The sequence below is a fragment of the Pseudomonas sp. FA117 genome (assembly GCF_057370475.1).
The window spans coordinates 3,459,008-3,485,273 of the sequence record NZ_CM170675.1 but is presented as its reverse complement, the minus strand read 5'-3'; the positions used below and the strand labels follow the sequence as shown (position 1 = coordinate 3,485,273).

The following is a 26,266-nucleotide window of genomic DNA, read 5'->3' as shown; positions in this document are numbered from 1 at the left end:
TCATGTCGTCGAGTATGAAAATGTAAGAAAATGTTTTTTTGTTTATTGCTGTTCTGATGGGCTAGGCTCTTGCCGATTACAGGGGCTTGAGTGCCTGGAAAGGGCTGTTTCAGATCCGCTAGTCTGAATAGGTCATATCTACCATGTGAAAGGTATTTACTTACGATGCTTGGTAATAAAACTTGTGGCGTAAGTCTTTGTCTGGTGCTCGGCTGTATGCCAATAACCGCGTATTCCGATCAGGATTGCTCGCGGATCGTGTCCAACCTTGAGCGCTTGGCATGTTTCGATGAGTCCGCCGGAACCCCGGCACACTCGGTGTCCATGCAGTGGTCGGCGCCTGAACAGGACTCACCCACGGTGCGTCGGGTGCTGACTCACGAAGCAGGGCGAAGCCCCGACGACCTAACGTTTCGGCTTAGCTCTGAAGACGACGGGTTGACGATCTCTGCACCTGCGATCGCTTCGGCCGCGCCGCATCCCTACCTGGTGATCAGTTGTTTGCAGAACATCTCCAGGCTGCAACTGGTCGCTGCGCAACCCGTTGATGCTGGTCGGGTGACGGTGCGATTGCAGGGGGAGCGCAGTACCACCGCCGCAACCCCTTGGCAGGTGACGGAGAACGGTCAGGTGCTCGACGCCGGCCGGGGCTTGCCGGGCATCGAGCAGATCAAGCAGCTGATCGGCGCCCATCGCATCGAGGTCCAGAGCGACAACCCAGCCGTTGACGGGTTGATCTTCGATGCTCAGGGTCTGGACCCGCTTATCGACGAGGCGCGCAAGACATGTCGTTGGTAGCCGAAGTCAACGCGCAGGAAATTGCCCGGTTGCTCGTACCCATCGACACACAGGTACCGGCCGGCTTGTTTGATGTGGAGGACGAAACCTACCAGGCTATCGACCAGGAAATGGTCAAGCTGGGCGGGCTGCAGGAATCCACCCTCGACTGGGCTTACATCGAGGAAGGGTCACGGCAGTATCTGGCGCAGCAGTGCAAGCACTTGCGCATCGTTGCCCATTTGAGTGCAGCATGGCTTCGCAGCGGTTGTTGGGAGCGGTGGGGATTCACTTTGGCGTTACTGGCCGGCATGGTCGAGCACTATTGGGAGGACGCCCATCCCAAGCCTGGCCCCAAGGGATTTCTGGCCAAGCGCAAGCTGGTTGGCCTGGTGCTCAACCGCTTGAACGAAGCGCTACCGCGCCTGGATCGCTTTACCTTCAGCCCAGCACATGCGGCCGTCGCTCAAGAGGCATTGCAGCGGCTGCAACAACAGCAAGGCGTCGCTCAGTTGGATGAAGCCACCCTGAGTGATGTGGAGCGATTGCTACGCAAGCACATGGAGTTGGCGAGTGGCGCGGGTGAGCCTGCTGCGGCGAAGGCGTTGGCGGCAGCTATCAGGCCTGCGCCGCTGGCCGAGGTCATTGCCACGCCAATGCCCCGCGTGTCGTTAGGCAACGAGCGTGAATCACGACGGGCCGTACTGGCCATGGCCGAGATGATCAATCAGCAAGACCCCTACGACCCAACGGGCTACCAGTTGCGTCGGTTCGGGCTGTGGGCGCATATCCAGGCGGCGCCTCAAATCAAGCAAGGCAATCGCACCGAGCTGATGGCGGTACCGCTGGATATCGGCAGCGACTATGAAGAGGCTATTGCTGGAACCGCGATCGATGCGGCGTTGCTTCAGCGGATCGAAAAAAGCGTGACGGCTTGCCCCTTCTGGATACGCGGCAGTTTCCTTGCGGCCACCGCGGCGACACGACTGGCAATGGGGGAGGTGGCTGAGGCCATCCGCGCGGCAACTGCCCGATTCGTCCAGCGCATGCCCGCGCTGCAGCAGTTGTGCTTCAGCGACGGCAGAGCGTTCTTGGATGATCAGAGCATGGCCTGGCTTAAAGGCACCGCTGAGCAAGCTGGAGCCGATTCTGTTCACGAGTTCGCGGGCCTGCGCGAAGAATTGGTCAGCCAGTTGGAAGCCGGAGGGGTAGAGCCGGTTTTGCTCAAATTGCAGGCCATGCAGGCGGACCTCCGGGCGCCACGTGAGCGCTGCCATACCACCGTCATTGCAGCCGATCTACTGGCCGCCCGTGGCGTGTCCTGGCTCGCCCAGGACCTGTGCGCCAGCGTCGCCCGGACCATGCAGCACACCACCGCCAGTGTTTGGGAGCCGGAGGTGTTTCAACGACTGCAACAGTATGCCGCCCCCCATGCGTTGGTTGATCAGAACAAGGACTAGGACCCTCCATGAATCACCTATGGAAGCTATTGAAACATTGGGCTTTGCCTCTGGCGACTCGGATCGGCTTGGCCATGCCACTGCTGCTCGCGCTGGGTGCCGTACTGATGCTGGTCGCCATCTGGTGGCTCGGGCCGCAGTGGACGTGGCGTGACCAGCATCCACTGGCCAGCCTGGCACATCGCAGTCTGGCCAGCCTGGTGATCGTGCTGGTGCCGCTGCTTTGCTGGCTCTTTGTGCTACGCCGGCGCTATCTTCTGTTGCAGGCAGAACGCAAGCAGGCGCAAGCCGCCGAACTGGACAGCGTATTGCCATTGGTTCGAGCACAAGAGAAAGCCTTGGACCAAGGGCTCTCGCGATTTCTCGATAGTGCAGGCGGGCGACGTGCCTTGTACCGATTGCCTTGGTACTTGGTAATAGGCGACCAGCATGCCGGCAAGTCCAGCTTCATCGACCGCTCAGAGCAGAGCTTTTCGCTGACCCGCATCGATAAGGTGCAGGCGCAGGGCAAACAGGCCAGAGCGCTGGCCTTCCCGATAGGGTGGTGGGTCAGCAACGACGCGGTGATCATTGATCCGCCAGGCGCGTTCATCAGGCAGGAGTCGCTGGCAGGCTCGCCCGCCGACGGATCAGATTCACAGCAAGTGCCGCCTGCATCCCCAGCCAGACTGTGGCAGCACCTGTTGGATTGACTATTGCGCAACCGGAGCCAGAGAGCACTCAATGGCATCTTGTTGATCGTGGACTTGCCCGCTTTATTACACGGCACGCCCGAGCAACGCGTTGCGTTGGCGCATGTACTGCGCACCCGTCTGTACGAGGTAAGCAGTCAGTTGGGTTCGCGCCTGCCGCTGTATGTGGTGTTGACCAAGTTCGATCTTCTGGACGGTTTTGACCAGCTCTATGCGGGCCTTTCCGTCTCCATGCGCGAAAAGATGCTCGGCTTCACGTTCAAGCTGGATGCGATCGGCACGTTCGACGCTTGGCTGGAGGAGTATGGCGAGTACTACGAACAGTTGATCAGCCAGTTGTTCGAGCAGGTAGTGGACAGGCTCGATACGCTGGACAGTGCTGCGCAGCGAGCGCGGCTGTTCTCGTTGCATGCCCAGTTGATCGGTTTGCGCCCGATACTGCTCGGCTTCTTGAAAGAAGCGCTGGCGAGTGATCGCTACACGCCGGCCTTGGTGCGGGGCGTGTACTGGTCCTCGGTCATCCAGCAAGGTGACATGTTCAATGCATTCGTGCGCGAGGCCGCGCAGCCCTACAATACCAAGCGCCCTCTTCTGGAGGGCAAGGCGCAGGGCAAGGCGCTGGTCTACTTCATCCAGCATGCGTTCGGGCGCGTGATCTACAAGGAAGCCGGCCTTGCTGGTGACAACATCAAAGTGGCGCGCAGCAAGCGTCAACTGCTGTGGGTCGGCTCTGGGGTAGGGGTTCTGGCGTTCTGTGTCGCCATCGCCAGCTGGCAACGCTTTTTCGATATCAATGGCGCCAAAGCCGCCAACGTACTGGCCAAAAGCAGGGAATACAGCCATCACGAAGTGGATCAGCGCCTGGACCCGACCGGACGCAACCTGCTGGAGCCGCTTGACCAGATCCGCGATGCAGTGGCGGTGTTTGGCGACTATCGCGCTGCATGGCCGGGTGTTTCCGATTTTGGCCTTTATCAAGGGCGTGCCATTGGCCCGCGTGTCGATGAGGCATATCTCAGCTTGCTCTCCAAGCGGTTCCTGCCGGCCCTGGCCAGCGGTGTGATCGATGCCATGGATGCGGCTCCGCCAGGCAGTGAGCAGCAAATGGCTGCCCTCAGGGTTTATCGCATGCTGGAAGACCGCCAGAACCGCCGCGCCGAGTGGGTCGAAGAGTGGATGGCGCGACAATGGCAGCAGAAATTCCCTGGGCAGGGGCAACTGCAGCGCGACCTCATGCGGCACCTCAAGTACGCCTTGGCCTACGCCGATACCGACCTGCCGCAGTACACCCAGCGTATCGCCCTGGCGCAGGAGACGTTGCGCAAGGTCCCGTTAGCCGAGCGGGTTTATGCCGGCCTCAAACAGCAAGCTGGGGAGCAATTGCACACCGGGCTGGATTTGCGTCATCAGGTCGGGCCGGCCTTCGACCTGGTGTATCAGCCGTCCATGGGTGCCAGCACGGGCGATGATGTCCGGTTGGCGCCGATGCTCACGGCCAAAGGCTTCAAGCAGTACTTCGAGCCACGCAGCCAGAGCTTCGCCGAGATGGCGATGATCGACCAATGGGCGCTGGGCGAGCGTAGCCAGCTCGATTACTCGGATGCAGACCGGGAGGCACTGAGCGAACGGCTGCGCAATTTGTATAGCGCCGATTACATTGACAGTTGGCGCCGTGCCTTGAATGCCTTTTCTGTGGCTGACTTCCGTGACCTGGATCATGGCGTCGCGATCCTGCAGCAGTTGACGGGGCCTGCGGCGCCGCTTCATCGGCTGCTGGATACGGTGAAGGACAACACTTCGCTTTCATCGGTTGAAGTCGTGGACGTGGGGGACGAAACCAAAGCGGTACTGTCCAAGGGCAGCAGGCCCGGGCATCAGCAGGCGTGGACTATTCAAAGGGCTTTCGCTGGGCTGAGCGCCATGCTGCAGGGAACGGCAGAGAAGCCTAGCTACTACGATGAAACCCTGACTGCCATCACAGCCGTGCACGACTACGCCAAGGCGGTGCAGGACAGCGCGGACCGGGGCAAGGCCGCACTACAGGCTGTGCATCAGCGCTTCTCGATGACAGGGCATGACCCCATCGGCACCTTGCAGCGGGTCGCTACCGGCTTGCCTGAACCGATCAATCATCAGGTCAGAAAAGTGGCTGATCAAACGGCCCAGGTGCTGAACGTTGAAGCCCTGCGTGAGTTGGAGCGGCGCTGGGATGCCGAGGTGTACAGCTTCTTCCAGCAGCGCCTTGCAGGGCGCTATCCCTTCGTGGCCAGGGCGCCGGATGCGTCCTTGGATGACTTCGAGGCGTTCTTCGGACCAAAGGGGCGGCTGCAGCAGTTCAATGATCAGTATCTGAAGGTGTTCCTCAAGGACAACCTCGAGGCGTTGCAAGCGGGGCAGGGAGGTCGATCTCTTATTCGCAGCGATGTGATCGAACAGCTGGAACTGGCAGACCGCATTCGCGAAACGTTCTTCGATCAGCGCGGCAACCTGAGTGTGCAGTTCAGTATCGAGCCGTTAGGTCTGAGTGCGAACCAGCGCACCAGCCTGCTGGACCTGGATGGTCAGTTGATTTCCTACACCCATGGCACGAGCCAGATCACTGGCATCATCTGGCCAAATACGCTTGGGAAACATGTGCGTAGCAACCTGACGCTGCTCAGGCAGAACGGCAACAGCAGCAGCCTGGAGTATCGAGGGCCCTGGTCCATGTTCCGCCTGCTCAGTCGCGGTTCGCTCAATGGTCGGACGGCTACCAGCGTGGACCTGAGCTTCAGGACCGGTGATGGCGTGATGCGCTACCGGCTCAGCGCCGAGAAGGCCTTCAACCCCATTACTCAACAACCTTTCAAAGGCTTCCGCTTGCCGCGCGGGTTGCTGCAGCAGCCGTCCAGGGTGGTTCAGGTCAGACAGGCGGGCGCACCTGTCATGTAAGGAGTTGGCAATGCAAAAGGACGAGCGAGTACAAGCTTTGCATTACTGTACCCAGGCCTCGAGCAGCTTGAGGCCGTAGCTGACATCGCCGCACTCAGCTTCCTGAATAAGAAGCAAAGGACCAAGGGAAAGCCACCGTTTTTTAGCTATCGGGTGCTTGATATTGATGCGCCGCGAAGTGGCGATAGTACTGCGGGAGGCAATCATGTCTCCCCCAGGGGCCACATGCGCCATGGACACATTCGACGGCTGAAGGAGCTGATGGTGTGGGTGAGGCCGGCTTTTGTGAATCCGAGTGCGACAGGGGAGATGATTCACAAGGACTATTCGCTCCGCGCGCGCCAGGAGGTCAGGACGTGAGGGATGAAGCGAAGGCCAGAAGATTAGCTTCATTGCCAAGCGAGGGCGGAAGGGCATGCAGGCGGAAGAGGTCGAGGTGATCTGAGTCACTCCTGCCTTGGACTTATTTGATCAGTGCTCGGGTGAGGAAAAGCACAGCTGCAAGGAGGTGTTATTCATGTTTAACAAAGAGCTTGAGTTAAGTTCCTAACATCTACGATGTGCAATTCGTTGTAGATCCGACAGTGTATTGGACCTGAGTTCAGCAGGAGCGGAGCCCCTACTCTGGGCTTTGTTGGATGAAGTGAAGAAGGCTACCACCCCTCATAATTGAGCAGCAGCGTGGCGATGATCTGCCGGCGCCTGATATCGAGCGTACACAGGTCTGCTAGCCCCTCGACGCCAGCTGCGCTATCCACATGGGATAATTGCGGCAGCGCCAAACCGTTCGCGCTGCCGCATGGCGAGCGGCAAACGGTTGGCGCAGCCGCTCGCTAGGCACATCAAGGAAAAACATAAATCCCACTTTTGCAGTTACGGCTAGCCCCTATCCGGGTATTGGCTACTATTCCAACTGTGATTTTTTTACCTCCGCTTCCTCTAATAATTTTTTTCCAGCGTTTTCTTTGATAATTCTTCCATTAGCTGTATTTCCTCCCTCCTTTGCTGCACCTTCTCACGTTCTTTCTGTTGCTGTTTGATGTCTTCTCTCAAGCTCATGATATTGTCTCCAGAACATGAATTAGTTTCTAGCTCAGATATGATTTGTCCGTTTCACTCACCCGGCTACTGGCAAAAATGACAGGTCCACGGCCGCCGAGATGGATGAGGTGAGAGGCGCTGCGCCGGACCGCTTCTACAACCTTCAGCATGTGGTGCAAGTGGACAGCTATTCGAATTGTTGGAGAGTGTGCTGGTGAAGCAGGGGCGGCGGGGCGTGTTGTGTATAGCTCCGGCTCAGTCCTCCGCTTCATCTGACGCAGGTGCTGAGGGAGCAATAGACGCAGATATCGATGCCGATGTCGTAACAGGCCCCGACCCCATCCCCGGCTTGGCACTCAACGAAACCCCCTCCAGCCGATACGGCAGAATGTCCACGCGCCGGGCCTCGACCTTGAACGTTACGCGCGAGTTTTCCTCGTCGTCCTCCCACTCATCACGCACGCAGCGACCTTGCCTGACCTTCGTCTCAAGACTTTTCACACAGACCCTAGTCCATGGAATCCAGGCTTCCACCCTGACGGTTCGTCGATCTACACCATCAATCGCCATGTTCTGTTCGGCGCGCTGGTCAGGATCAAGCGGCGACTCTCGATCAGTTGGCGGAATGTTCCCGAGACGGGCGAACAAGGGCTGCGCGTTCAACACCGCAACCGCGACGCCGTAGCTGTGACGAACGAGGACTACCGGGACATCTCGCTGACAGTGTCAGCAGGCATTTCGGCGTCCGCGCTTTCTGGCGGGACCAGCAGGTCGATCGCCGAAAGCAGGGCATCGGGTTCGACCGTACCGCGCAAGATCAACTCCCGTTGGCTGTGATTGTCGATCAGGCGTAGGGCCGGCGTGACATTCAATCCGTAGCGTTGTGCATCCCGTTTCTGTACCTGCACCACCTGGATGGCTTCCCGGCCCTCCAGGCAGGCCTGCAAGGCGGGAGAGGGCGTGGGGTAGTCCGTGCCGCTGGGCAGCCCAAGGCCGTTGCCCTGGGTGTGCAGGGACACCCACACCACCGCCCCCCAGAATGCTTCGCGCCCTTCGGCCTGGCCTACGCACTCGGCCAGCGCGGCTTCACGGCTGGCGGCGGGCTCGTGCTGTGGCAGGGGGAGATGGTGCCATGCCAGATTGACATGGTCGTTGGTGACGATCCAGCGCTGCAGCCGTGGCAGATACTCTCGGCAATTCGGGCATTCCAGATCGGCATGGAGGACCACGGTAAAGCGGGCCTCGGGGTTGCCATAGATCCACGGCGGGCCGTCGGGCTTCTCGATCATCTGCGCACGAAACGGCTGCCACAGCAGCACGACAACGACGATCAGGGCGCTCCAGCTCAGCGCCCATTGGGTGGTGGTCTTGCTCATCCGTTTGAGCATGGTGCCTCTCCTGGCAGAGGGGGTCGGTAGTGCGGGCCTCGTGGATCTTCCGGGCCATGCGAGTGTCCGCCCCCTGCTCGCTGATCCCGTTTGCCGCGCCAAGATATGACGCGTGGCCTGTTCCTCCAGTTCCCTCATCGCCAGGGCCAGGTACGGATTGATCGGCACGGCACGCCAAGCGCAGTACCTTCTACAAGGTGTTGCGCAAGATTGAGAAGGCCCCAGACCCGTGACAAGGGGGAAGCTTGGCCCAGACAGAAATGTTCCAGCTCCGCCTGCAGGTCTTGTCAGCGCTGTGGGTCGTTGCTGAGTAACGCGGCTGCGGCTTGATGGAGCCGTTCGCTCAGCCACATCACCGACGTCGCCTTGCTGTACATCTCCTGGGGCGAGAGTGGCGAGCGTGGTCGCAGCACAGCCAGGCAACTGTGGCCGCCATCACCCTGTTGCGGCTGAATCCAGCCATGGCTGAGCCCGCAAGCCTGCGCACATTGCCAGGCGGCCGAGTCGTCAGAGAACAGTTGGGCTGTCCAGGGCACGGGAAAGCAGGAGCCTGAGCAACGTGCCCGGGCAGCCCGCATCAGCCCGGGAACTGCATCGTGACGGCCGCAAGCGCTTGCAATATTGCTTGAGTGCAGCTGATGCCGGCCCAGGCTGAAGGAGAATGCATAGAACTCGAAGCCCAGTTCGCCAAGCATCGCCTCAAGCTCGCCCAATAAGGTGGGTAGTCGGTCCTGCCGCTGCCATCGGGCAAGCGTTTCGCGATCCATCGCTGCTCCTGCAGTAGTACACAACCTGTCCTTCGGTGTGAGCCCGACTTTATCGTTCGTCGCCCGGGCAAGAAATAAACACTTTGTTTAATGGCGTGTCCGGCTCGTTGCGAATCAGGCATGCGAGCGTTCGATGCTACATGCCTCGCTGGCAGAGCGGACGTCCAGACCACAGGCGCCGAATGCCCTCCAATAGTTAAATACCACAGCGCGCGCTGGCCTTGCCTCTAGAGTCGTGTTCGACCGGTCTTGTCTATCTGAAGGAGTACGCCGTGAGCATGATTTATCCCTATTCTGAGTCGGATGTAGAGAGCGCTTTTGGCGTGCTTGAAAAGACACTGTTCGACAAGGCACGTGATGCAGAGTGCACGAACTGTGAGCCCAGCCCGAAAATGCTGATCGTTGCGGGTGCACAGGGGGCGGGCAAGACCTTCCTCCTTGAAAAAAAGCTTCTGCCAAGTGGGCGGTATGACAATTATGTGCGGCTCTACCTGCCGTCATTTCGAACGCTTCATCCGCATTATGAGGATATGAAGGACAAAGGTGTTCTTCATGTGTATGAGCATACTGAAGACTTTGTCTGGGCGTTGGGCGGTCGCGTGTTCGGCCATGCGTTTTCAAACCGTTACAACATCATCATGGAAACCGCCCTGGATGATCCCGGATTCGCCGACTTTCCACCGCTGGCCGTAGAGCTCGGTTATCAGTTCGAAGTCCACATGATCGCCTGCCACAAGGAGTTCAGTCATTGGGCAACACTGGACCGTGCTGTTGCCAGTGTCGAAAACAATGAATTCGAACGGTTCTTGCCCCTGACCAAGATCGAGGCGTCCCACCTGAATGCCCGCGCCATTCTCGATGCGTTCGAGGATGCTTGCACGCAGGTGGCGGGCTCTCAAATTACCCTGTATCACCGCGGGATCGAGACTGACATGGAGAGCAAGGCGCTTTGCCACAGCCATTGTGAAGTACCGACCGAACTTGCGCCTGCGCGTGATTTTCACGGGGAGCCTTTCGTCAGGCTGCCGGGTATCAATCCTTCTTTTGAAATTCGCCGGAGCCCAGGGGCAAATTCCCCGTGCTCTTATCCGCAGTACGCCCAAGTGGTCCACACCGGTATGGTCGCCACCAAGGCGCGCCTGGACATGGTAAGGCTCTGCTGCAAGACCCTGGGGCGAGCGCAGAATATGGTGGAGAAAATTCCAGTCGAAGCGTTCAGGGAACTGTCCATGTACGTCATGAAATACATTTACCGTTGAGTCTGTGTGGCAGCATGCTCAGAACCACATCCGGATGCCGACGACAAAGCGTCCTTCATCCACGTTGCCGCCTTCGTCACGCACGAAGTCGGCGGTTCGGCCGTAGGACCGGTTCCAGCTGACGCCCAGGTAGGGGGCGAACTGGCGGACCACTTCATAGCGCAGACGCAGTCCGACCTCCGTGTTGGAGAGGCCCGAACCTGTTCTGCGCTCGGGGTCGTTCTTGCCATGTAGATTGACCTCGACACTTGGCTGCAGGATCAGGCGATTGGTCAGCAGGATGTCGTATTCGCCTTCCAGGCGCGCAGCGCTCTGGCCGTTGTCGCCGATGAACGCCGTGGCCTGGGTTTCGAAGTTGTACAGTGCCAGGCCCTGGATGCCGAAGGCAGCCCAGCGCCTGGACGTGTCCGGTTCGAAGTCCTGGCGCAGCCCGGCCACCACATCCCACCAGGGGCTGACAGAGTGGCCATACAGCAACTGCAGTTCGGCCTTCTCGGTGACTCCATTGGTGCGCTCACCTTCGGAGCGAATCCACAGGCGGTCGATGTCGCCGCCAATCCAGCCCGATGCATCCCAGGCCAGGGTGCTGCCCTCCCTGGCGTCCTGGTATTCCAGCTGGTCGAGCAGGAAGAAGCTGTTGATCGTGCTGTCGTGTACCTGGTGGCCGGCCAAGGGCGGGAATGCGGCCTGGCGGTCAGCGTCGGTTAGGACAGGGATGGGAGTGCGGCTGGTGGTCGTAGGCGTGTCGGCAGGGCTGCGGCTCATCTTTGAGTGATCCATGGAGGCGTGCCCCATGGCCGAATGATCCATCTCTTCAGCGGCTGCACCCAGTACCCAGAGCGAAACGCTCAGGGCCAGCAGGGATGCGGGTGCGAGGGTGCAGGCCATCTTCTGTCTCCCGTTCATTCGTCCACCCGCACTTCGCGGAACATGCCCATCTCCATGTGCATCAGCAGGTGACAGTGGTAGGCCCAGCGCCCCAGTGCGTCTGCAGTCACGCGGTAGCTGCGCCGGGAGCCCGGGGGCATGTCGATGGTGTGCTTGCGCACCATGAAGTTGCCGTCCTCGTCTTCCAGGTCGCTCCACATGCCGTGCAGGTGGATGGGGTGGGTCATCATGGTGTCGTTGACCAGGGTGATGCGCAGGCGCTCGCCGTAGGTCAGGCGCAGCGGCTGTGCGTCGGAAAACTTGATGCCGTCGAATGACCAGGCGAACTTTTCCATGTGGCCGGTCAGGTGCAGTTCGAGGGTGCGTCCCGGCGCTCTGCCGTCCGGATCGATGAAGGTGCTGCGCAGGTCGGCATAGGTGAGTACGCGACGTCCGTTGTTCCGCAGCCCGATTCCCGGATCATCGAGCTTTGCTGTCGGGGTCATGGTCTGCATGTCGACCAGCGGATTGTTGGTTTCCGAATCCGGGTGGCGCTGCATGGCGCCGCCGCTGCTCATGCCGGCGTGATCCATCGCGGGCATCTGGCCGTGGTCCATGCCCGCCATGGCGCCATGATTCATGCCCATGTCGCTCATGCTGATGAGCGGGCGCGGATCCAGCGGCGGTACCGGCGCCTGCAGGCCTTCGCGCAGGGCCAGGGTGCCCCGCGCGTAGCCGCTGCGGTCCATCGACTGGGCGAAGAGGGTGTAGGCCTGTGCGTGTTCCGGTTCGACGATGACGTCGTAGGTTTCGGCCACGGCGATGCGCAACTCGTCGATGGCTACCGGCTTGACGTGCTGGCCGTCGGCTGCGACCACGGTCATCTTCAGGCCGGGTATGCGCACGTCGAAGTAGGTCATGGCCGAGGCGTTGACCAGGCGCAGGCGGATCTTCTCGCCCGGCTTGAAAATGCCCGTCCAGTTGCCGTCCGGGGCCTGGCCGTTCATCAGGTAGGTGTAGGTGTGGCCGCTGACGTCGGCGAGGTCGGTGGGGCTCATCTTCATCTCGGCCCACATCCTGCGGTCGGCCACGGCGGCAGACCAGCCTTTCTCGCCGACGTCATCGATGAAGTCGCCCAGCGTGCGCTTGTGGAAGTTGTAGTAGTCGGACTGTTTCTCGAGCCTGGACATGACCTGCGCCGGCTGTTCGTCGGTCCAGTCGCTGAGCAGCACGACGTAGTCGCGATCATAGGCAAAAGGCTCCGGCTCCCTGGCATCGATCACCAGTGCGCCGTACACCCCGGCTTGCTCCTGCAGGCCGGAATGGCTGTGGTACCAATAGGTGCCGTTCTGGTTGACCTTGAATCGGTACTCGTACAGCCCGTCCGGGGCGATGCCGTGAAAGCTCAGGCCGGGGACGCCGTCCATGTTCGCCGGCAGGATGATCCCGTGCCAGTGGATGGAGGTGTCCTGCTGCAGTCGGTTGCGCACCCTCAGCGTAACGGTGTCGCCTTCGCGCCAGCGCAGGGTCGGGCCTGGCAGTGAGCCGTTGATGGCCATCGCGGTACGTGGCGAGCCGGTGATGTTCACCGGCAACTCTGCGATGTAGAGGTCGAACGCGTTGCCCGCCAGCACGTTGGCCTGGCCCGGGCTGTTCAGGGCCCAGACGGGCGTGCGCCACAGGCCCAGCCCAGCGAGAACGCCGGTCGCGGTCAGGCCTTTGACGAATGAGCGTCGCGTGGTTTTGCTGTGCATGCCGTGGCGTCCAGTCAGGTTGATCGCTGATACCCCGGCGGCGTGCGCTGCCAGCGGGTTCGAGAGGGCGCCGGCGGCGTGACAAGTCGTTCGGTCAGCGTCGCAGGCCCAGACAAACTAGCTATCCGGTGCTGTCAACGGGCTGAGCTGCACATTACTTTTGCGTCAGGGTACGCCTGGGCAGGTTCAGGCAATGCAACTGCGGGAGCTTTTGCGCTGCATAAGCTAAGCATCAATCGATCCAAGCCTTTTCTGCAGGTTTTTGCCCGCTCGTTGCTCATTAGGGCAAACCCACTGCAGAAAAGGCCGATCCATGCCCAGACCGATGCACGTCGCCACGCTCAACCCCGCCCGCCTTACCCTCGCCGTTGTCCTGTGCATCCCTCCTGCAGCCTTTGCCGACGAAGCACAGAGCCCCTCGGCCAGCCGCGACGTGCGTCTGGACCAGGTGATCGTCACCGGCACCCGCGCCCAGGAACGCACCGCCGGAGCCTCGCTGTCGCCGATCGATATCATCTCCGGCGAGAGCCTGGGTGCCAGCGGCTCCGAGGAACTGGGCGCGGCACTGGCGCGGCTGATTCCGTCGATCAGTTTCCCGCGTCCAAGCCTGGTGGACGGCGCCGAACTGGCGCGGCCAGCGCAACTGCGAGGCCTGTCGCCCGACCAGGTGCTGGTGCTGGTCAATGGCAAGCGTCGGCACAGCGGTGCCTTCGTCAATCTGGGCGGTGCGGCGGGGCGCGGCTCGGCGCCGGTGGACCTCAACGCCATCCCGATCTCGGCGATCGACCATATCGAGGTACTGCGCGACGGTGCCTCGGCGCGCTACGGCTCCGACGCCATCGCCGGGGTGATCAACGTGATCCTCAAGCACGATGCCAGCGGCGGCTCGGTCAGCACGCGGCTGGGCCAGTACAACAAGGGCGATGGCATCCAGCGCCAGGCTTCGGCCAATACTGGCCTGGCCCTGGGCGACAGCGGCTGGCTCAACCTGTCGGCCGAAGGCAGCGACAACGACTATACCAACCGCGCCGGTGACGACCTGCGCCCCGCCAGCCTGGGCTCCACCACCTATGGCCAGCAGGTGTTCCGCCAGGGCGAGCCGGCCAACGACAACCTCAAGTTGTTCCTCAACGGCCAGCTCGACCTCAACGAACAGGCCCAGCTCTACGCCTTCGGCGGCTACCGCAAGACCCACGGACAGACGGCGGCGTTCTATCGCGCGAGCAACAATTCCGGGAATGTGCAGAGCCTCTACCCCAACGGTTTCCTGCCGCTGATCAACGGTACGCTGGAGGACTCCTCGCTGACCACCGGCCTGCGCGGCGAGCTGGGCCACAGCTGGCGCTACGACCTGTCGGCCAGCTACGGGCGCAATGACTACGGTCTGAACACCCGCAGCCTCAACAGTGCGCTGTTCAACGACACCGGCAGCACCCCGCTGAGCTTCGATAACGGTCGCCTGACCAACGAGCAGAAGCAGCTGACCCTGGACCTTGCCCGCGATTTCGACCTGGGCTGGTTGCCCTATCCGGTATCGCTGGCGGTGGGCGCCGAGTACCTGCACCAGGGCTATGAGGTCAACGCCGGCGAGCCGGCGTCCTACTACAAGAGCGGCAGCCAGGGTTATGCCGGTTTTCGTGATGCCGATGCCGGGCACTGGACCCGGCAGAACTTCGCCCAGTACCTGGATCTGGAGACGCGCCTGAGCGACAAGCTCGGCGTGTCGGCCGCGGCCCGTCACGAGGACTACAGTGACTTCGGTTCGAACGTCAGCGGGGCGCTCTCGGCACGTTATGACTTCACCCCGGCGGTGGCCTTGCGTGGCAGTGTGTCCACCGGGTTCCGCGCGCCATCGCTGGCCCAGCAGCACTTCGCCTCGACCTCTTCGCAACTGGTGGACGGGGTGATCCAGGAGGCGGGAATCTTCCCGGTCGATGCCCCGGTCTCGCGGTTGTTGGGCGCTGACGACCTGAAGGCGGAAAAATCGCGCAACTACAGCCTGGGCCTGGTGCTGCGGCCCGCCGACGACCTGCAGATCACTGCGGATGTGTACCGCATCGATATCCGCGACCGCATCACCCTGTCGTCCAACCTGCGTCTGAATCCGACGGCCATCGACTACCTGCGCGCCGGCGGTGTGGGCGATATCAACTACACCAGCGCCCGCTATTTCAGCAACGGTGCCGACACCCGCACCACCGGTGTCGACCTGGTGGCCAGCTATCGCTACCAGTTCGACAACGGCGTGCGCTGGAACACCACGGCGGGGTACAACTACAACCACACCAAGGTCACCGACACCCGGGAAGACCCGACCATCCTCGCTCAACTGGGGCTGGCGACCACCTCCTTGCTGGAGCGTCGCGAACGCCTTGGCCTGCTGGGTGATACCACGCCGGAGCACAAGCTGACCCTGGGCAACGACTTCAACCTTGGCAACTGGACAGTGCGCAGCAACCTGGTGCGTTATGGCAGCTACACCAGCTACCAGAACGACACCAGCTTCCCGGACCAGACCTTCGCCGCGCAGTGGCTGCTGGACCTGGCGCTGGACTACAGCCATGACAACTGGCTGTTCACCGTCGGCAGCGACAACGTGACCAACCAGGTCCCGCAGAAGCTGGATTTCGCCAACAGCTCCGGCGGCAACCTCAAGTACTCGACCTTTTCGCCCTACGGCTACAGCGGGGCGTTCTACTATGCGCGCCTGACCTATGCCTGGTGAGCGTGCCGATAGCCCCGGGGTTCGCTGTACATCAGCGTTTTCGCCAGCCTTCGCGGCAGGTCCGGGGCTGGCTCAACGGCGCTGACCCAGTGCCTGCGGATTGACCACGTTGACCGGCGCGCCGTCGAAGAACGCCAGCACATTGTCGAACGCATCACCGAAGTACAGCTCGTAACCGGCCTTCTCCACATACCCCAGGTGCGGTGTGCACAGCACGCGCGGGTGGTGGAGGAGGGGATGGGCGGGGTCCAGCAGCGGTTCGCTTTCGAACACATCCAGCGCGGCAAAGCCCGGCCGACCACGGTCAAGTGCGGTGAGCAGGGCGCCGGGCGCGATCAGCTCGGCGCGGCTGACGTTGACCAGCAGGGCATCGGGCTTCATTCGCGACAGGTCTTCGAGGGTCACGGCGTGGCGGGTGGTGTCCGACAGTCGCAGGTTGAGGCTGAGGATGTCGGCTTGGGCAAAGAACGCTTCACGTGTGGCGGCTGCCTGGTGACCGTCGGCCTGGGCGGCGGCGCGACTGGCCTCGCTGCCCCACACCAGCACCGGCATGTCGAACGCCTCGGCGTAGCGGGCCAGGCGCCGACCCATCTTGCCGTAGCCCCAGATCCCCAGGGTCTGGCCCGCCAGTGCCTGGCCCAGGTTGACCTGCCAGCGCCCCTGGCGCAAGCCTTCGATGGCCGGCAGCAACTGACGGCGGGCGTTGAGGATCAGCGTCCACGCCAGCTCCGCCGGCGCCACGGGCGAGCCACGGCCTTCGGTGACGACGATGCCGCGGGCCGTACAGGCATCCACATCGAGATGACCGGACACCTTGCCCGTCTGGCTGATCAGCTTGAGCTTGGGCAGGCGGTCGAGCAACGCGGCGTCGATACGCGTGCGCTCGCGGGTGAGCACCAGTGCGTCGGCATCGGCGAAGCGGGCGGCGAGCTCATCCTCGGTGGCCGGTTGCAGTTGATGAAGCACGGTAACCTGGTGATTGCCCAGGCGGGCATGGCAATCGAGGGTGCGGATCACGTCCTGATAGTCGTCGGGGATGACAATGTGCATGCGGGGCCGTCCAAGCGGGGTCTGGGAGGCTCAGACGATAGCCGAATTCACCCCCGGCACACGAGCAATGTTGCGAGCAATCTTCAGTGCCTTTGGCCACCGCGTGATGCGTGCAGCGAGCGCATTGCCTGTACCGTGACTGGACGCCTTGCGGCCCTCGATGGAAGATGGCGCGTTGCGCAACCCCGGCCGCCGATTAGCGAGTGATGCGATGGACCTGAAATTCAGCCATGTCGATGTACTGGTCAATGACCTGCAGAGCGCCTGCGACTACTACGCGCGGATCCTCGGTGCACGGATTTCGAACACCCAGGTCTGGGAGCGTGGCGGCCTGCACGTGCGTTACGCCGTGGTGCTGCTTGGGCAGGAGCGCTTCATGCTGGTCCAGCCGCTGGCCGGTAACCTCAGGGCCCTGCTCGATAGCCAGGGCGAGGGCACCATCTACCGGCACTGCTACACCACGCCGGACATCGAGGTGGCCTACGACGAACTGGTGGCCCAGGGCGTCCAGCCCGAGGATGAGAACGGCCAGCCGCTGGCTCGCGACCACCTGCAGGCACCGGGCGGCGGCCGGATCATCTGGCTGCCCAAGCGGTTCGGGCATTTCTCCATCGAGATTCTCGAGGCCGAGGGGCTCGAGCGCTTCATCGACGACCTGTTCGCCTGAGTCACCGAGCACTTGGCGTCTCAGCGAAAAATCAGCGACTGATGCGCTGAGGTGCCGGAGTTGCATGAATGAGCGGATCAAGCGTCTCGTAACTTCTGCTGTGTCGAGCGATACTGCCAGCCTTCCTTGCCACGGCCTGTCCCGCCCATGAGAAACGACACCCGCCTGTCCCGCATGCTCCATGTGCTGATCCACATGGCACGGCACGAACAGCCAGCAACTTCCGAAACCCTGGCACAGATGCTCGGCACCAATCCGGTGGTGGTGCGGCGCACCATGGGGTTGCTGAAGAAACAGGGCTACGTGCAGTCGGAGAAGGGGCACCGTGGCGGCTGGACGTTGGCGCGAGCGCTGGATCGGATCACCTTGCTGGATATCCACGAAGCGCTGGGTGCCTCGAGCCTGTTTGCCATCGGCCTTGCGACCGACCACCCGCAGTGCCTGGTGGAGCAGGCGGTCAACGCCGCGCTCACCGAGGCCTTCGATGCGGCGCAGGCGTTGCTGCTGCGGCGCCTGGGCGGGGTGACGCTGGCGCAGTTGGCGGAGGATTTCGAACGGCGTTTCCAGGCGGGCGGGTGTGCCGGCTGAACTTGCTCAGCAGCGCCAGGGCTGGCGCTGCAAGGTGTCTGTTTCGCGGGTAAAGCCGGCTCCCGCAATCGAAAATTCATCAAGTGCGGAATTATTTAGTGTCCATTTGTATCTGAGCCAATAGGGCCCGTTGCCACTATTGCCGTGACGACGTGGCCGAAAACCGTTCGCCCGCCCGATCTGCCCCAGGGACAGCGGATTGTCACGACAGGTCAGCTACAGAGACGCACTTATGAAATCACGCAAGAGAGTCAAGCCGATCGGCTTGAAAGACATCACCATCGTCGACGACGCCAAGATGCGCAAGGCCATCACCGCTGCAGCGCTGGGCAATGCCATGGAGTGGTTCGACTTCGGTGTCTATGGCTTCGTCGCCTATGCCCTGGGCAAGGTGTTCTTCCCCAATGCATCGCCCAGCGTGCAGATGATCGCCGCGCTGGCAACCTTCTCGGTGCCCTTCCTGATCCGCCCGTTGGGTGGCCTGTTCTTCGGAGCCCTGGGGGATCGCTACGGTCGCCAGAAAGTCCTGGCGGCGACCATCGTCATCATGTCGCTGAGCACCTTCGCCATCGGCCTGATACCGTCCTATGCCTCTATCGGCATCTGGGCGCCGATCCTGCTGTTGCTGGCGAAGATGGCCCAGGGCTTCTCGGTCGGCGGCGAATACACCGGCGCCTCGATCTTCGTCGCCGAATATGCCCCCGACCGCAAGCGCGGCTTCCTCGGCAGCTGGCTGGACTTCGGCTCCATCGCAGGCTTCGTGCTCGGTGCTGGCATGGTGGTGATGATCTCGGCGATCGTCGGCGAGGAAAAGTTCCTCGACTGGGGCTGGCGCCTGCCGTTCCTGGTCGCACTGCCGCTGGGCATCATCGGCCTGTACCTGCGTCACGCCCTGGAAGAGACCCCGGCGTTCCAGCAGCACGTCGACAAGCTCGAGCAGGGCGACCGCGAAGGCCTGGCCTCGGGGCCCAAGGTGTCGTTCAAGGAGGTGGCGACCAAGCACTGGCGCAGCCTGCTGACCTGCATCGGCGTGGTGATCGCGACCAACGTCACCTACTACATGCTGCTCACCTACATGCCCAGCTACCTCTCGCACAACCTGCACTACAGCGAAGACCACGGCGTGCTGATCATCATCGCGATCATGGTCGGCATGCTGTTCGTGCAGCCGGTGATCGGCTTTCTCAGCGACAAGGTCGGACGCCGGCCGTTCATCCTGATCGGCAGCATCGGCCTGTTCGCCCTGGCGATCCCGGCATTCATGCTGATCAACAGCGGCAGCCTCGGAGTGATCTTCGCCGGCCTGCTGATCCTGGCGGTGCTGCTGAACTTCTTCATCGGCGTGATGGCCTCGACCCTGCCGGCGATGTTCCCCACCCACATCCGCTACAGCGCCCTGGCCAGCGCCTTCAACATCTCGGTGCTGATCGCCGGCCTCACCCCGACCATCGCCGCCTGGCTGGTGGAAACCACCGACGACCTGTACATGCCGGCCTACTACCTGATGGTCATCGCGGTGATCGGCCTGCTCACCGGGCTGACCATGAAAGAGACTGCCAACAAGCCGCTGCGCGGCGCGGCGCCTGCGGCCTCGGACCTTGAGGAAGCCAAGGAACTGCTGCAGGAGCACCACGACACCATCGAGCAGAAGATCGAGGACATCGACGAGCAGATCGCCGAACTCGAGGCCAAGCGCAAGGTGCTGGTGCAGCAGCATCCGCGGATCGAGTGAGCCAGGAAGCAGTGATGGCGAAATGATGCAGCCCCCTCGGGAGTGAACCAACTTTCCGGCTCCACTATGGACAGTGAGTCGGAACCATGGAATCAACCTTCACCCCGCAATCCCTCCTTGTAGCGACGCAGGACACTGCGTCGCTACCCACCTTCAGCAGCGCTGCCACGCACACGGCAGCACAAGATCTGGCGCACTGGCAGTTGATCGCCAGCGTGCTGTTCGATGTTGCTGCCCGCATCCCCACGCCTTTCAGCACCTCCCTGACGGTCTACCACTTCAGCCGCTTTCTGTTTTGCAGCGGCCATCTGGACGCCGCCCGTTATCGACGCGATACCACGCGCCTGGGGTGGTGCGACCTTGATCACTACTTGTTACACCTGCCACTGCAGCGTGGCCTGGCCTGCGCCAACGGCCTGCGGGTACGCCCGTGGGACGTGGTGTTGCTCGACCTGGCGCAACCGGCCACGTTCAGCATGGCAGCCAGCGAGGGGATCAGCCTGCTCATGCCGCGCACGGCACTGTCGCTGCTGTTGTTCGACGCCGGGCAGATGCATGGCCTGGTGCTGCGTCGGGAGACGGCCGCGGGCATGTTGCTGGCCCGCCTGATGTCGTCATTGGCGGCCACCGCGCCGCACCTGGGCATGGATGAAGCACTGCGTCTGGCCTTGCCGCTGCTGGGGATGGTCGCGGCCTGCCTGGCCAAGGCCATGGCCGGCAAGGCGCAGGTGCAAGCCCCAGGCCAGGCCGACCTGGGGCGTCGTGTGCGCCTGCACATCGAGCGCAACCTGCACCGTGAAGACCTCACCCCGGCGGTGCTGGCCAAGGAAGTCGGCACTTCGCGTAGCCAGCTGTACCGCTCTTTCGAGCGTTTCGGCGGCGTGCGCCACTACCTGCTGCAACGCCGCCTGCGCCGCTGCCTGTTCGCCCTGTGCGACAGCACCAATGCCGGTCGGCGCATCGGCGACCTGGCCTGCGACCATGGCTTTGTCGACGAGACGCACTTCAGTCGCCTGTTCCGCAAGACGTTCGGTCTCTCGCCACGGGCTGCCCGTACGGCGCTGAACAATGGCGGGGTTTCAGGATTCTGCTGCCTGGTGCCGGTCAACGGCGAGCGACCTGTGCTCGATCACTGGGTCAGGGAACTGATCCATGGCTGAGTACGCAGCAGGGTAAACCTGGGACACACATCCAGGTTTTCGGAACGCCCATGCCGGGACGGCAGGTGCCACTGGCCATAACCTGAGCTCACCACCCACACCGGTGTCAGCCGCTGATGGCCCGTTCCCGTAACGGCCCGCGCCCGGCACCGACAATCGACAAGGAGCGTCTGTCGTGGCGAACCACTCCCTTCATCACCTGATCCAGAGCATTGCCGGTGCCGTGGCCGAGGCCCAGGACAAGATCCAGCGCTTTCAGATGGCGACCGTGCGCCAGTACTTCGATGACGACAACCGTCCGGTCAGTGTCGATGTGCGTCTGCCGCTGCAGTCGCCCGATGCCAAGGAAGGCGACGAGCGCCTGGTACGGGTGCCCCTGCTGTCGCTGGTCGGCTCGCGTTTGCTGACCGTCAAGGACATGCAGATCGACTTCGAGGTCGGCCTGCATGCCGATCACCGTGAGCCGAGCACGGCAACGGCCGGCGATGCCGACCCCGACTCGCCGTGGCCGACCGATACACACACGCCTTTGAACGTCGATATGGGCGTTCGCCGAAATGGTGAAAGCGGGCCAGTGGCGCGCGTCACCCTCAGAGTCGAAACCCAGCCCTCGTCCGAGGGCATGGCACGACTGATCCACAACCTCGATAAATTGATCTAGGAGAGACGTCATGTCTGACTTTGTAATGGGTAACCAATTCCGCGGCCTGCCGATGGCAGACCTGATCGGTGCCCCCCTGAGCGCCGCGTGCGACGCCCAGGTCCGCCTGGCCAATGCCACCGCGAACTTCATCAAGGTGATTGGCTTCCTGCCCCCGGCCGACCCGGCCAACGCCGGCCCCAACGATGTCGGCGACATCCGCAACGTGTCGTTCCGCTACGACCGTTCGGCACCGACCGAAGACGATCCGGCGGCCATCGAGAAAGTCGAGCTGCAGTTGCCGCTGCTGGCGGTGGTCAAGGTGCCCAACCTTGCGATCAACAAGGTGGACATCAGCTTTGACATGGAGGTGCGCAACTCCGAGCAGTCCCGCGACACCGAAGACCGCTCCGGCAGCTTCTCCGCCGAGGCCAAGTTGGGTTGGGGGCCGTTCAGCGCCAAGGTGAACGTGTCCGGCTCGGTGGCCTCGCACAAGGAGAACACGCGCTCCACCGACCAGTCGGCGAAGTACCACGTCGAGGTCCATGCCGTCGACGATGGCATGCCTGAAGGCCTGGCCCGGGTGATGGACATCATCGCCCAGTCGGTCACGCCCAAGATCGCCGCCTGATGTGCGGATGTCCTGAGCGACACGCTGGCGAGGGATGGGCCTGATCCGCAGGCCGACGCTGGCAACCAGTTTTTCCGGAGAGGGAATGCCGTGATGTTTGATTTGACGGATGTTGGATATGTGAAGCGCATCGTGGTCGGCAGCCTCGATCCGGAAAAACTGACCCCGGAGGAGGCGGTCGAGGCACAGGCCGAATTGCTCAACCGCTGCCTGAGCGGTACGCCACGCGGGCGGGTGCTGGGCATCGAGAAGAGCTTCAAGCTGCTCAACATCGGCGAGCACCAGGTCGTGCTGCAGGCATTGACCTACCACGTTGGTTTCGCCCGCAGGCCTTACTGGCTGACGGACGAAGCGGAGCAATCGTGATGGACAGCCTGGAGCGGTTCGTGATGTCGCTGGGCGCCGAGATGCAGCGTGCGCAGCAGGCCTGTGACCGTCTGTGGCCAGGTACCCAGGTGGCTTCGTTGAACGTGGTGCTGGACGCCACGGTGGAGCCGGTCGGGGACGGTCTGGCGTTGCGTGTCGGCGGCACGCCCGCACGCGGACAGGGCAGTCATGCGCTGAGCATCGAGGTGCCGGGCTATGGCAACGAGGCCATCGTCGTGCGCGTGGATGGCGAGTTGCTGGGCATTTACAGGAGGCCAGGCGATGAGCAGGCGCAATGACCGTTCGATGCTGTTGGTTCTATCCCCGGAGGAGGGCAGTGCCTTGAAATCGATCATCGATCTGAAATCGGTTCGCAGCCGCAGGATGTCCGGCCCAAGGCGACTGATGATCGGCATCGGTGCCGGCCTGCTGGTGGCGCTGATGGCGCTGGGCCTGGTACGTCCGGAGCTGGCAATTGCAATCGCCGAATGGGCGGGCCTGCTGTTGGCGTTCTGAACCTGTTCATTCATTCAACAAGGAGCGTCGAGATGAAATCCACCCTTGCAACACTGGCTGGTGCACTGGCACTGGCGACACTGCTGCCGGCGTTCGCCGAGCAGAGATACGTAGGGCAGTTCGAGACCGAGGACGAGTTCCTCGACCTGATCCTGGTCATTCCCGACGAGGGACGTGAAGAAACAGGCCGGCTGCGCATCGATACCTGGTCGTGCAATCTGGAGTTGGGCTCGCCATCCCGGATCGCCGATGCCATTCGCTACCCCATCACCAAGGCTGGTGCTGGCTACTGCGCCGCACTGGACAAGGGCTATGTGCTCGCTTGGCCGGTCGGCAACGATCTTCAGCTCCAGGTGTTCAGTCGCAACAAGAAGGACAGGTTCGGCACTCGCCTGACCCTCGTTCGCAAGTAGCGGCCAGACCCGCTCGACCCACAGCAATTCCTATCGAAACCAGCGCAAGGCGGGCATTGGCCGTCGCCTACGGGAAAGTCATGCCCGCTGCAAGGAGGCAAGCATGTGCATCAAGCAATCGGTTGGTGAGGGTGGCAACAACGACAAGGGCGATGTCCGCACCGTGCAGTTGTTGCTCAACATGAACAGCGGGCGCGGCGAATTCGTCTGTGCCCTGGTCACCGACGGGCTCTGGGGGCCGGGCTCGCGCACGGCCCTGAAGCGCTATCAGGAACTCCAGGGCATTGCCCAGAGCAAGACGGTCAGCGCCAACGACGACACTATCAAGGCCCTGCGCGCAGGCCTGCCGTCGACGATCGGCACGGCGACCTTGTGGGCGGTGCTGATCCATGCCACCGGCGCCAAGGTCGAAGCGTTTCGACAGCCCATCCTCGATGTTTTCGCCCGCTACAAGATCGACACGCCACTGCGCCAGGCGCACTTCCTGGCGCAGATCGCCCATGAAAGCGGGTGCCTGCTCTACACCGAGGAAATCGCCAGCGGCAGTGCCTACGAAGGGCGCAAGGACCTGGACAACACCCAACCGGGCGACGGCAAGCGCTTCAAGGGGCGTGGCCTGATCCAGCTGACCGGGCGAGCCAACTACCGCCAGTACGGCAAGGCCTGCGGGCGCGACTTCGAACTCAAGGATGCACCCACGCTGGTCAGTACCGACCCGTTCCTGGCGGTGGATGTCGCCGGCTGGTTCTGGGACAGCCGCAAGCTCAACACCTATGCCGACCAGGACGACGTGAAGGAAGTGACCCGCCGCATCAACGGCGGCTACAACGGCCTCGACGACCGCATTGCCTACCTGGCCCGCGCCAAGTGGCTGCTGGGCCTGTGAGCGCTTCGCAGGGCATTCGCCCGAGCAGTACCCGAGTGATTAAATCCAACGAAAAGGAGCTTCATGATGAACAAGCGTATTTTCAGAAACTGCACGCGCCTGGCCCTTGCCAGCCTGCTGGCCCTGGTTGGCATCGGTGCCGCCCAGGCCGATCCGACCTGCAGCAAGGGAGTCCTGACCGGCACTCCGCGGATCAATGCCCAGCACATCTTCTGCGGTGAGGTCAGCGCACCTGACGTTGCCAAGGGCTTTCACAGCCGTCCGGGCGGAATCAACCCCGACAGCGTCAGCAATGCACCGGCGGGGACGCACGGCGCGGGTGATATCTACACCTTGAAAAACTTCACCATCGCCGAGGGCGACAGAAGCGGGATCAAGTCCATCTCCACGATGTTCCCCGACCGTTGCACCGAGCAGCAGGTGATCGCTGCGGTGCGCAATGCCTACGCCACGAAGGTTCAGGATGCCTCGAACAAGAGCAAGTATGTCGGCTCCTCGGGGACCGAGTGCCAGACGGGTACACCGGGGGCAGCATTCGACATCGTGTTCTATCTGAACGGCACCCTGATCAATACCGCCTATCCTAAACCCTGATCTGCATCCACTGATCGCCACGGGGCTCTTGCCTCGTGGCGACTGTTGTTCACTGTGCCAAAGGAGTATCCCCATGACCCATTCTCAGGATGGCCTGCAGGTGTTCATCGACGAGGAGGTTACCCGCGACAGCATCGCAATCCTGCGGGAGAAAGCCGAAGCGGTGCGCTACGGATCGGCCGCTGCCACGTACAGCGGTAACGCCTTCCTGGTGACCTTCGAAGCTGATGCCGCCGTGCTGCGTCATCACCACGTGGCGGACTGGCCGGTGCTACGAGTGCCGCTTGCCGATTTTATTCAGCGATTGGACAGGTGGCCCGAGTAAGCGGATCCGCAAGCGTTTCATGCGATGATGGCCAGCCGCTCTCTGCTCTGACACTTCAAGGGCCGGGTGGATGTTTTCGACCAACCATGGATGACCATCGTGTTCAAACCGCTACTCCCTCTCGCCCTCAGCGCCCTGTTCCTGGGCGGTTGCGCCGGCCAGTCGGCAGACAAGGACAAAGTGTCCCTGCGCACCGACAAGGCCGCCATCGTCGGTATCTGGGCCATGCTGCCGTTGAAGAACGGCATCGCCAACGTTGCCGAATACCGTGCCGACGGCAAGGTGCTGCTGCACCCGTTCAACTGCGCCGAGCCCAAGGCTCGGAGCGTCGAGATCTCCGACTACAAGGTCGCCGAGGACGGCAGCTCGATTCATGTCCAGTCCGACGAGCGCGCCTTCGACCTGAAGGTGCTGGGCTTTGCCGAGCGGGCCATGATGCTGGGCATGCCGGTCGCCGGCTCGCAGCTGAACTTCCTCTACCGCAAGGTCGACAAGGTGGCGCCGCTGTGCGATCTGTATGTCGACGGAACGCGTGAGGCAGCGCGGCGGACCCCGTTCCAGCCGGGCGACTTCGTATCGGCGCCTGCCATACCTGCCCATGCCGGGCTGGAGCGCTACCTCGGCAAGTGGGCGAGCACGGCAGGGGCGGTGCAGATCGAAGTCGTGCGCGATGCCAGCGGCGTCTACCTGTATCACCGGCCGGACGAGAACTGGCGCTACCTTTACAATAATGTGAGCTGGACGGGCGATACCCTGGGCTTCAACAGCTATGCCTACACCGAGAAGCCCGCACTGTTCCGCCATCCCTACCACAAGTCCAACACGCCGATGACCCTCGAGCCGCTGGAGGAGGGCAAGGTGCGCATGACCTACCTGATCGACGGCAAGCGATTCGACAGCGTGCTGCAGCGCGCCAAGGACTGAGCTGTCTGTACACGCGGCGCGAGGCCACTGCTACAGGGCGGTGCAAGCAAGCTCGCGCTTGGCGCGCTGGTGAGAACTAATTAGAATCACTCGCATTCGTACCTCATTCTCCC

General features: G+C 62.2%; 24 protein-coding genes and 2 pseudogenes. 19 read left to right on the top strand and 7 right to left on the bottom strand.

Going from position 1 to position 26,266, the window contains the following annotated elements:
* Nucleotides 1-258 precede the first annotated feature (258 nt).
* The 3 genes and pseudogenes from vasI (at nucleotide 259) to tssM (ending at nucleotide 5,860) form a co-directional block, all read left to right on the top strand.
* Entirely contained in the window at nucleotides 259-798 is a 540-nt protein-coding gene (gene vasI / locus AC1TXO_RS16100; RefSeq protein WP_486402678.1) for a type VI secretion system-associated protein VasI, read from the top strand.
* On the top strand, nucleotides 786-2,237 hold the full coding sequence (gene tssA / locus AC1TXO_RS16095; protein WP_486402677.1) for a type VI secretion system protein TssA: 1,452 nt from the start codon (nucleotides 786-788) through the stop codon (nucleotides 2,235-2,237). Before vasI ends, tssA begins: the two co-directional genes overlap by 13 nt.
* 8 nt (nucleotides 2,238-2,245) lie before the next feature.
* Nucleotides 2,246-5,860: pseudogene (gene tssM / locus AC1TXO_RS16090) on the top strand (type VI secretion system membrane subunit TssM).
* A gap of 42 nt (nucleotides 5,861-5,902) precedes the next feature.
* Here tssM and AC1TXO_RS16085 read toward each other — a convergent pair.
* The 4 genes and pseudogenes from AC1TXO_RS16085 to AC1TXO_RS16070 form a co-directional block, all read right to left on the bottom strand.
* On the bottom strand, nucleotides 5,903-6,067 hold the full coding sequence (locus AC1TXO_RS16085; protein WP_486402676.1) for a hypothetical protein: 165 nt from the start codon (nucleotides 6,065-6,067) through the stop codon (nucleotides 5,903-5,905).
* A gap of 1,089 nt (nucleotides 6,068-7,156) precedes the next feature.
* Nucleotides 7,157-7,375 (bottom strand): annotated as a pseudogene (locus tag AC1TXO_RS16080) (single stranded DNA-binding domain-containing protein); the annotation flags it as partial.
* Nucleotides 7,376-7,602: 227 nt separating this feature from the next.
* Nucleotides 7,603-8,289, bottom strand: a complete 687-nt coding sequence (locus AC1TXO_RS16075; protein WP_486402675.1) for a DsbA family protein — start codon at nucleotides 8,287-8,289, stop codon at nucleotides 7,603-7,605.
* A 287-nt stretch (nucleotides 8,290-8,576) separates the two neighbouring features.
* Nucleotides 8,577-9,056, bottom strand: a complete 480-nt coding sequence (locus tag AC1TXO_RS16070; protein WP_486402674.1) for an autoinducer binding domain-containing protein — start codon at nucleotides 9,054-9,056, stop codon at nucleotides 8,577-8,579.
* Between the two features lie 272 nt (nucleotides 9,057-9,328).
* On the opposite strand from AC1TXO_RS16070, the gene AC1TXO_RS16065 reads away from it, so the two are divergent.
* Nucleotides 9,329-10,315, top strand: coding sequence for a zeta toxin family protein (locus AC1TXO_RS16065; RefSeq protein WP_486402673.1), 987 nt, complete (start codon nucleotides 9,329-9,331; stop codon nucleotides 10,313-10,315).
* A gap of 18 nt (nucleotides 10,316-10,333) precedes the next feature.
* Here the strand turns inward: AC1TXO_RS16065 and AC1TXO_RS16060 are convergent, their stop codons facing one another.
* Both AC1TXO_RS16060 and AC1TXO_RS16055 read right to left on the bottom strand, forming a co-directional pair.
* The gene (locus tag AC1TXO_RS16060; RefSeq protein ID WP_486402672.1) at nucleotides 10,334-11,203 is read right to left on the bottom strand and encodes a copper resistance protein B; all 870 of its coding nucleotides are present in this window, start codon (nucleotides 11,201-11,203) and stop codon (nucleotides 10,334-10,336) included.
* Between the two features lie 14 nt (nucleotides 11,204-11,217).
* On the bottom strand, nucleotides 11,218-12,936 hold the full coding sequence (locus AC1TXO_RS16055) for a copper resistance system multicopper oxidase (RefSeq protein ID WP_486402671.1): 1,719 nt from the start codon (nucleotides 12,934-12,936) through the stop codon (nucleotides 11,218-11,220).
* Between the two features lie 313 nt (nucleotides 12,937-13,249).
* Here AC1TXO_RS16055 and AC1TXO_RS16050 point away from each other — a divergent pair, with 313 nt between their 5' ends.
* Complete coding sequence (locus AC1TXO_RS16050; protein ID WP_486402670.1) at nucleotides 13,250-15,661, top strand: TonB-dependent receptor plug domain-containing protein; 2,412 nt, start codon at nucleotides 13,250-13,252, stop codon at nucleotides 15,659-15,661.
* Between the two features lie 72 nt (nucleotides 15,662-15,733).
* Here the strand turns inward: AC1TXO_RS16050 and AC1TXO_RS16045 are convergent, their stop codons facing one another.
* Nucleotides 15,734-16,711: a D-2-hydroxyacid dehydrogenase family protein gene (locus AC1TXO_RS16045; protein ID WP_486402669.1), complete on the bottom strand. Its 978-nt coding sequence runs from the start codon at nucleotides 16,709-16,711 to the stop codon at nucleotides 15,734-15,736.
* A 211-nt stretch (nucleotides 16,712-16,922) separates the two neighbouring features.
* Here AC1TXO_RS16045 and AC1TXO_RS16040 point away from each other — a divergent pair, with 211 nt between their 5' ends.
* The 14 genes from AC1TXO_RS16040 (at nucleotide 16,923) to AC1TXO_RS15975 (ending at nucleotide 26,153) form a co-directional block, all read left to right on the top strand.
* A complete protein-coding gene (locus tag AC1TXO_RS16040) occupies nucleotides 16,923-17,378 on the top strand; it encodes a VOC family protein (RefSeq protein ID WP_486402668.1) in 456 nt (151 codons plus the stop codon).
* A 147-nt stretch (nucleotides 17,379-17,525) separates the two neighbouring features.
* Complete coding sequence (locus AC1TXO_RS16035; RefSeq protein ID WP_486402667.1) at nucleotides 17,526-17,966, top strand: Rrf2 family transcriptional regulator; 441 nt, start codon at nucleotides 17,526-17,528, stop codon at nucleotides 17,964-17,966.
* 232 nt (nucleotides 17,967-18,198) lie between these two features.
* Nucleotides 18,199-19,698: a glycine betaine/L-proline transporter ProP gene (proP, locus tag AC1TXO_RS16030; protein ID WP_486402666.1), complete on the top strand. Its 1,500-nt coding sequence runs from the start codon at nucleotides 18,199-18,201 to the stop codon at nucleotides 19,696-19,698.
* Between the two features lie 86 nt (nucleotides 19,699-19,784).
* Nucleotides 19,785-20,858: a helix-turn-helix domain-containing protein gene (locus AC1TXO_RS16025; RefSeq protein ID WP_486402665.1), complete on the top strand. Its 1,074-nt coding sequence runs from the start codon at nucleotides 19,785-19,787 to the stop codon at nucleotides 20,856-20,858.
* A gap of 175 nt (nucleotides 20,859-21,033) precedes the next feature.
* On the top strand, nucleotides 21,034-21,519 hold the full coding sequence (locus AC1TXO_RS16020) for a DUF2589 domain-containing protein (RefSeq protein WP_486402664.1): 486 nt from the start codon (nucleotides 21,034-21,036) through the stop codon (nucleotides 21,517-21,519).
* A gap of 10 nt (nucleotides 21,520-21,529) precedes the next feature.
* Nucleotides 21,530-22,129, top strand: coding sequence for a DUF2589 domain-containing protein (locus AC1TXO_RS16015; RefSeq protein WP_063545193.1), 600 nt, complete (start codon nucleotides 21,530-21,532; stop codon nucleotides 22,127-22,129).
* A 93-nt stretch (nucleotides 22,130-22,222) separates the two neighbouring features.
* Nucleotides 22,223-22,495, top strand: coding sequence for a hypothetical protein (locus tag AC1TXO_RS16010; RefSeq protein WP_486402663.1), 273 nt, complete (start codon nucleotides 22,223-22,225; stop codon nucleotides 22,493-22,495).
* Nucleotides 22,492-22,794 (top strand): hypothetical protein, encoded by a 303-nt coding sequence (locus AC1TXO_RS16005; RefSeq protein ID WP_486402662.1) that lies wholly within the window; start codon nucleotides 22,492-22,494, stop codon nucleotides 22,792-22,794. Before AC1TXO_RS16010 ends, AC1TXO_RS16005 begins: the two co-directional genes overlap by 4 nt.
* Nucleotides 22,778-23,011 carry a hypothetical protein gene (locus AC1TXO_RS16000; RefSeq protein ID WP_486402661.1) on the top strand — a complete coding sequence of 78 codons (234 nt, stop codon included), beginning with the start codon at nucleotides 22,778-22,780 and terminating at the stop codon, nucleotides 23,009-23,011. The genes AC1TXO_RS16005 and AC1TXO_RS16000 overlap by 17 nt, the downstream gene beginning before the upstream one ends.
* 32 nt (nucleotides 23,012-23,043) lie before the next feature.
* Complete coding sequence (locus AC1TXO_RS15995; protein ID WP_486402660.1) at nucleotides 23,044-23,424, top strand: hypothetical protein; 381 nt, start codon at nucleotides 23,044-23,046, stop codon at nucleotides 23,422-23,424.
* A 103-nt stretch (nucleotides 23,425-23,527) separates the two neighbouring features.
* Nucleotides 23,528-24,310 (top strand): glycoside hydrolase family 19 protein, encoded by a 783-nt coding sequence (locus tag AC1TXO_RS15990; RefSeq protein ID WP_486402659.1) that lies wholly within the window; start codon nucleotides 23,528-23,530, stop codon nucleotides 24,308-24,310.
* A gap of 66 nt (nucleotides 24,311-24,376) precedes the next feature.
* Nucleotides 24,377-24,904, top strand: coding sequence for an EndoU domain-containing protein (locus AC1TXO_RS15985; protein ID WP_486402658.1), 528 nt, complete (start codon nucleotides 24,377-24,379; stop codon nucleotides 24,902-24,904).
* Between the two features lie 73 nt (nucleotides 24,905-24,977).
* Nucleotides 24,978-25,229, top strand: a complete 252-nt coding sequence (locus AC1TXO_RS15980) for a hypothetical protein (protein WP_486402657.1) — start codon at nucleotides 24,978-24,980, stop codon at nucleotides 25,227-25,229.
* Nucleotides 25,230-25,319: 90 nt separating this feature from the next.
* Nucleotides 25,320-26,153, top strand: coding sequence for a hypothetical protein (locus tag AC1TXO_RS15975; protein WP_486402656.1), 834 nt, complete (start codon nucleotides 25,320-25,322; stop codon nucleotides 26,151-26,153).
* Nucleotides 26,154-26,266 lie beyond the last annotated feature (113 nt).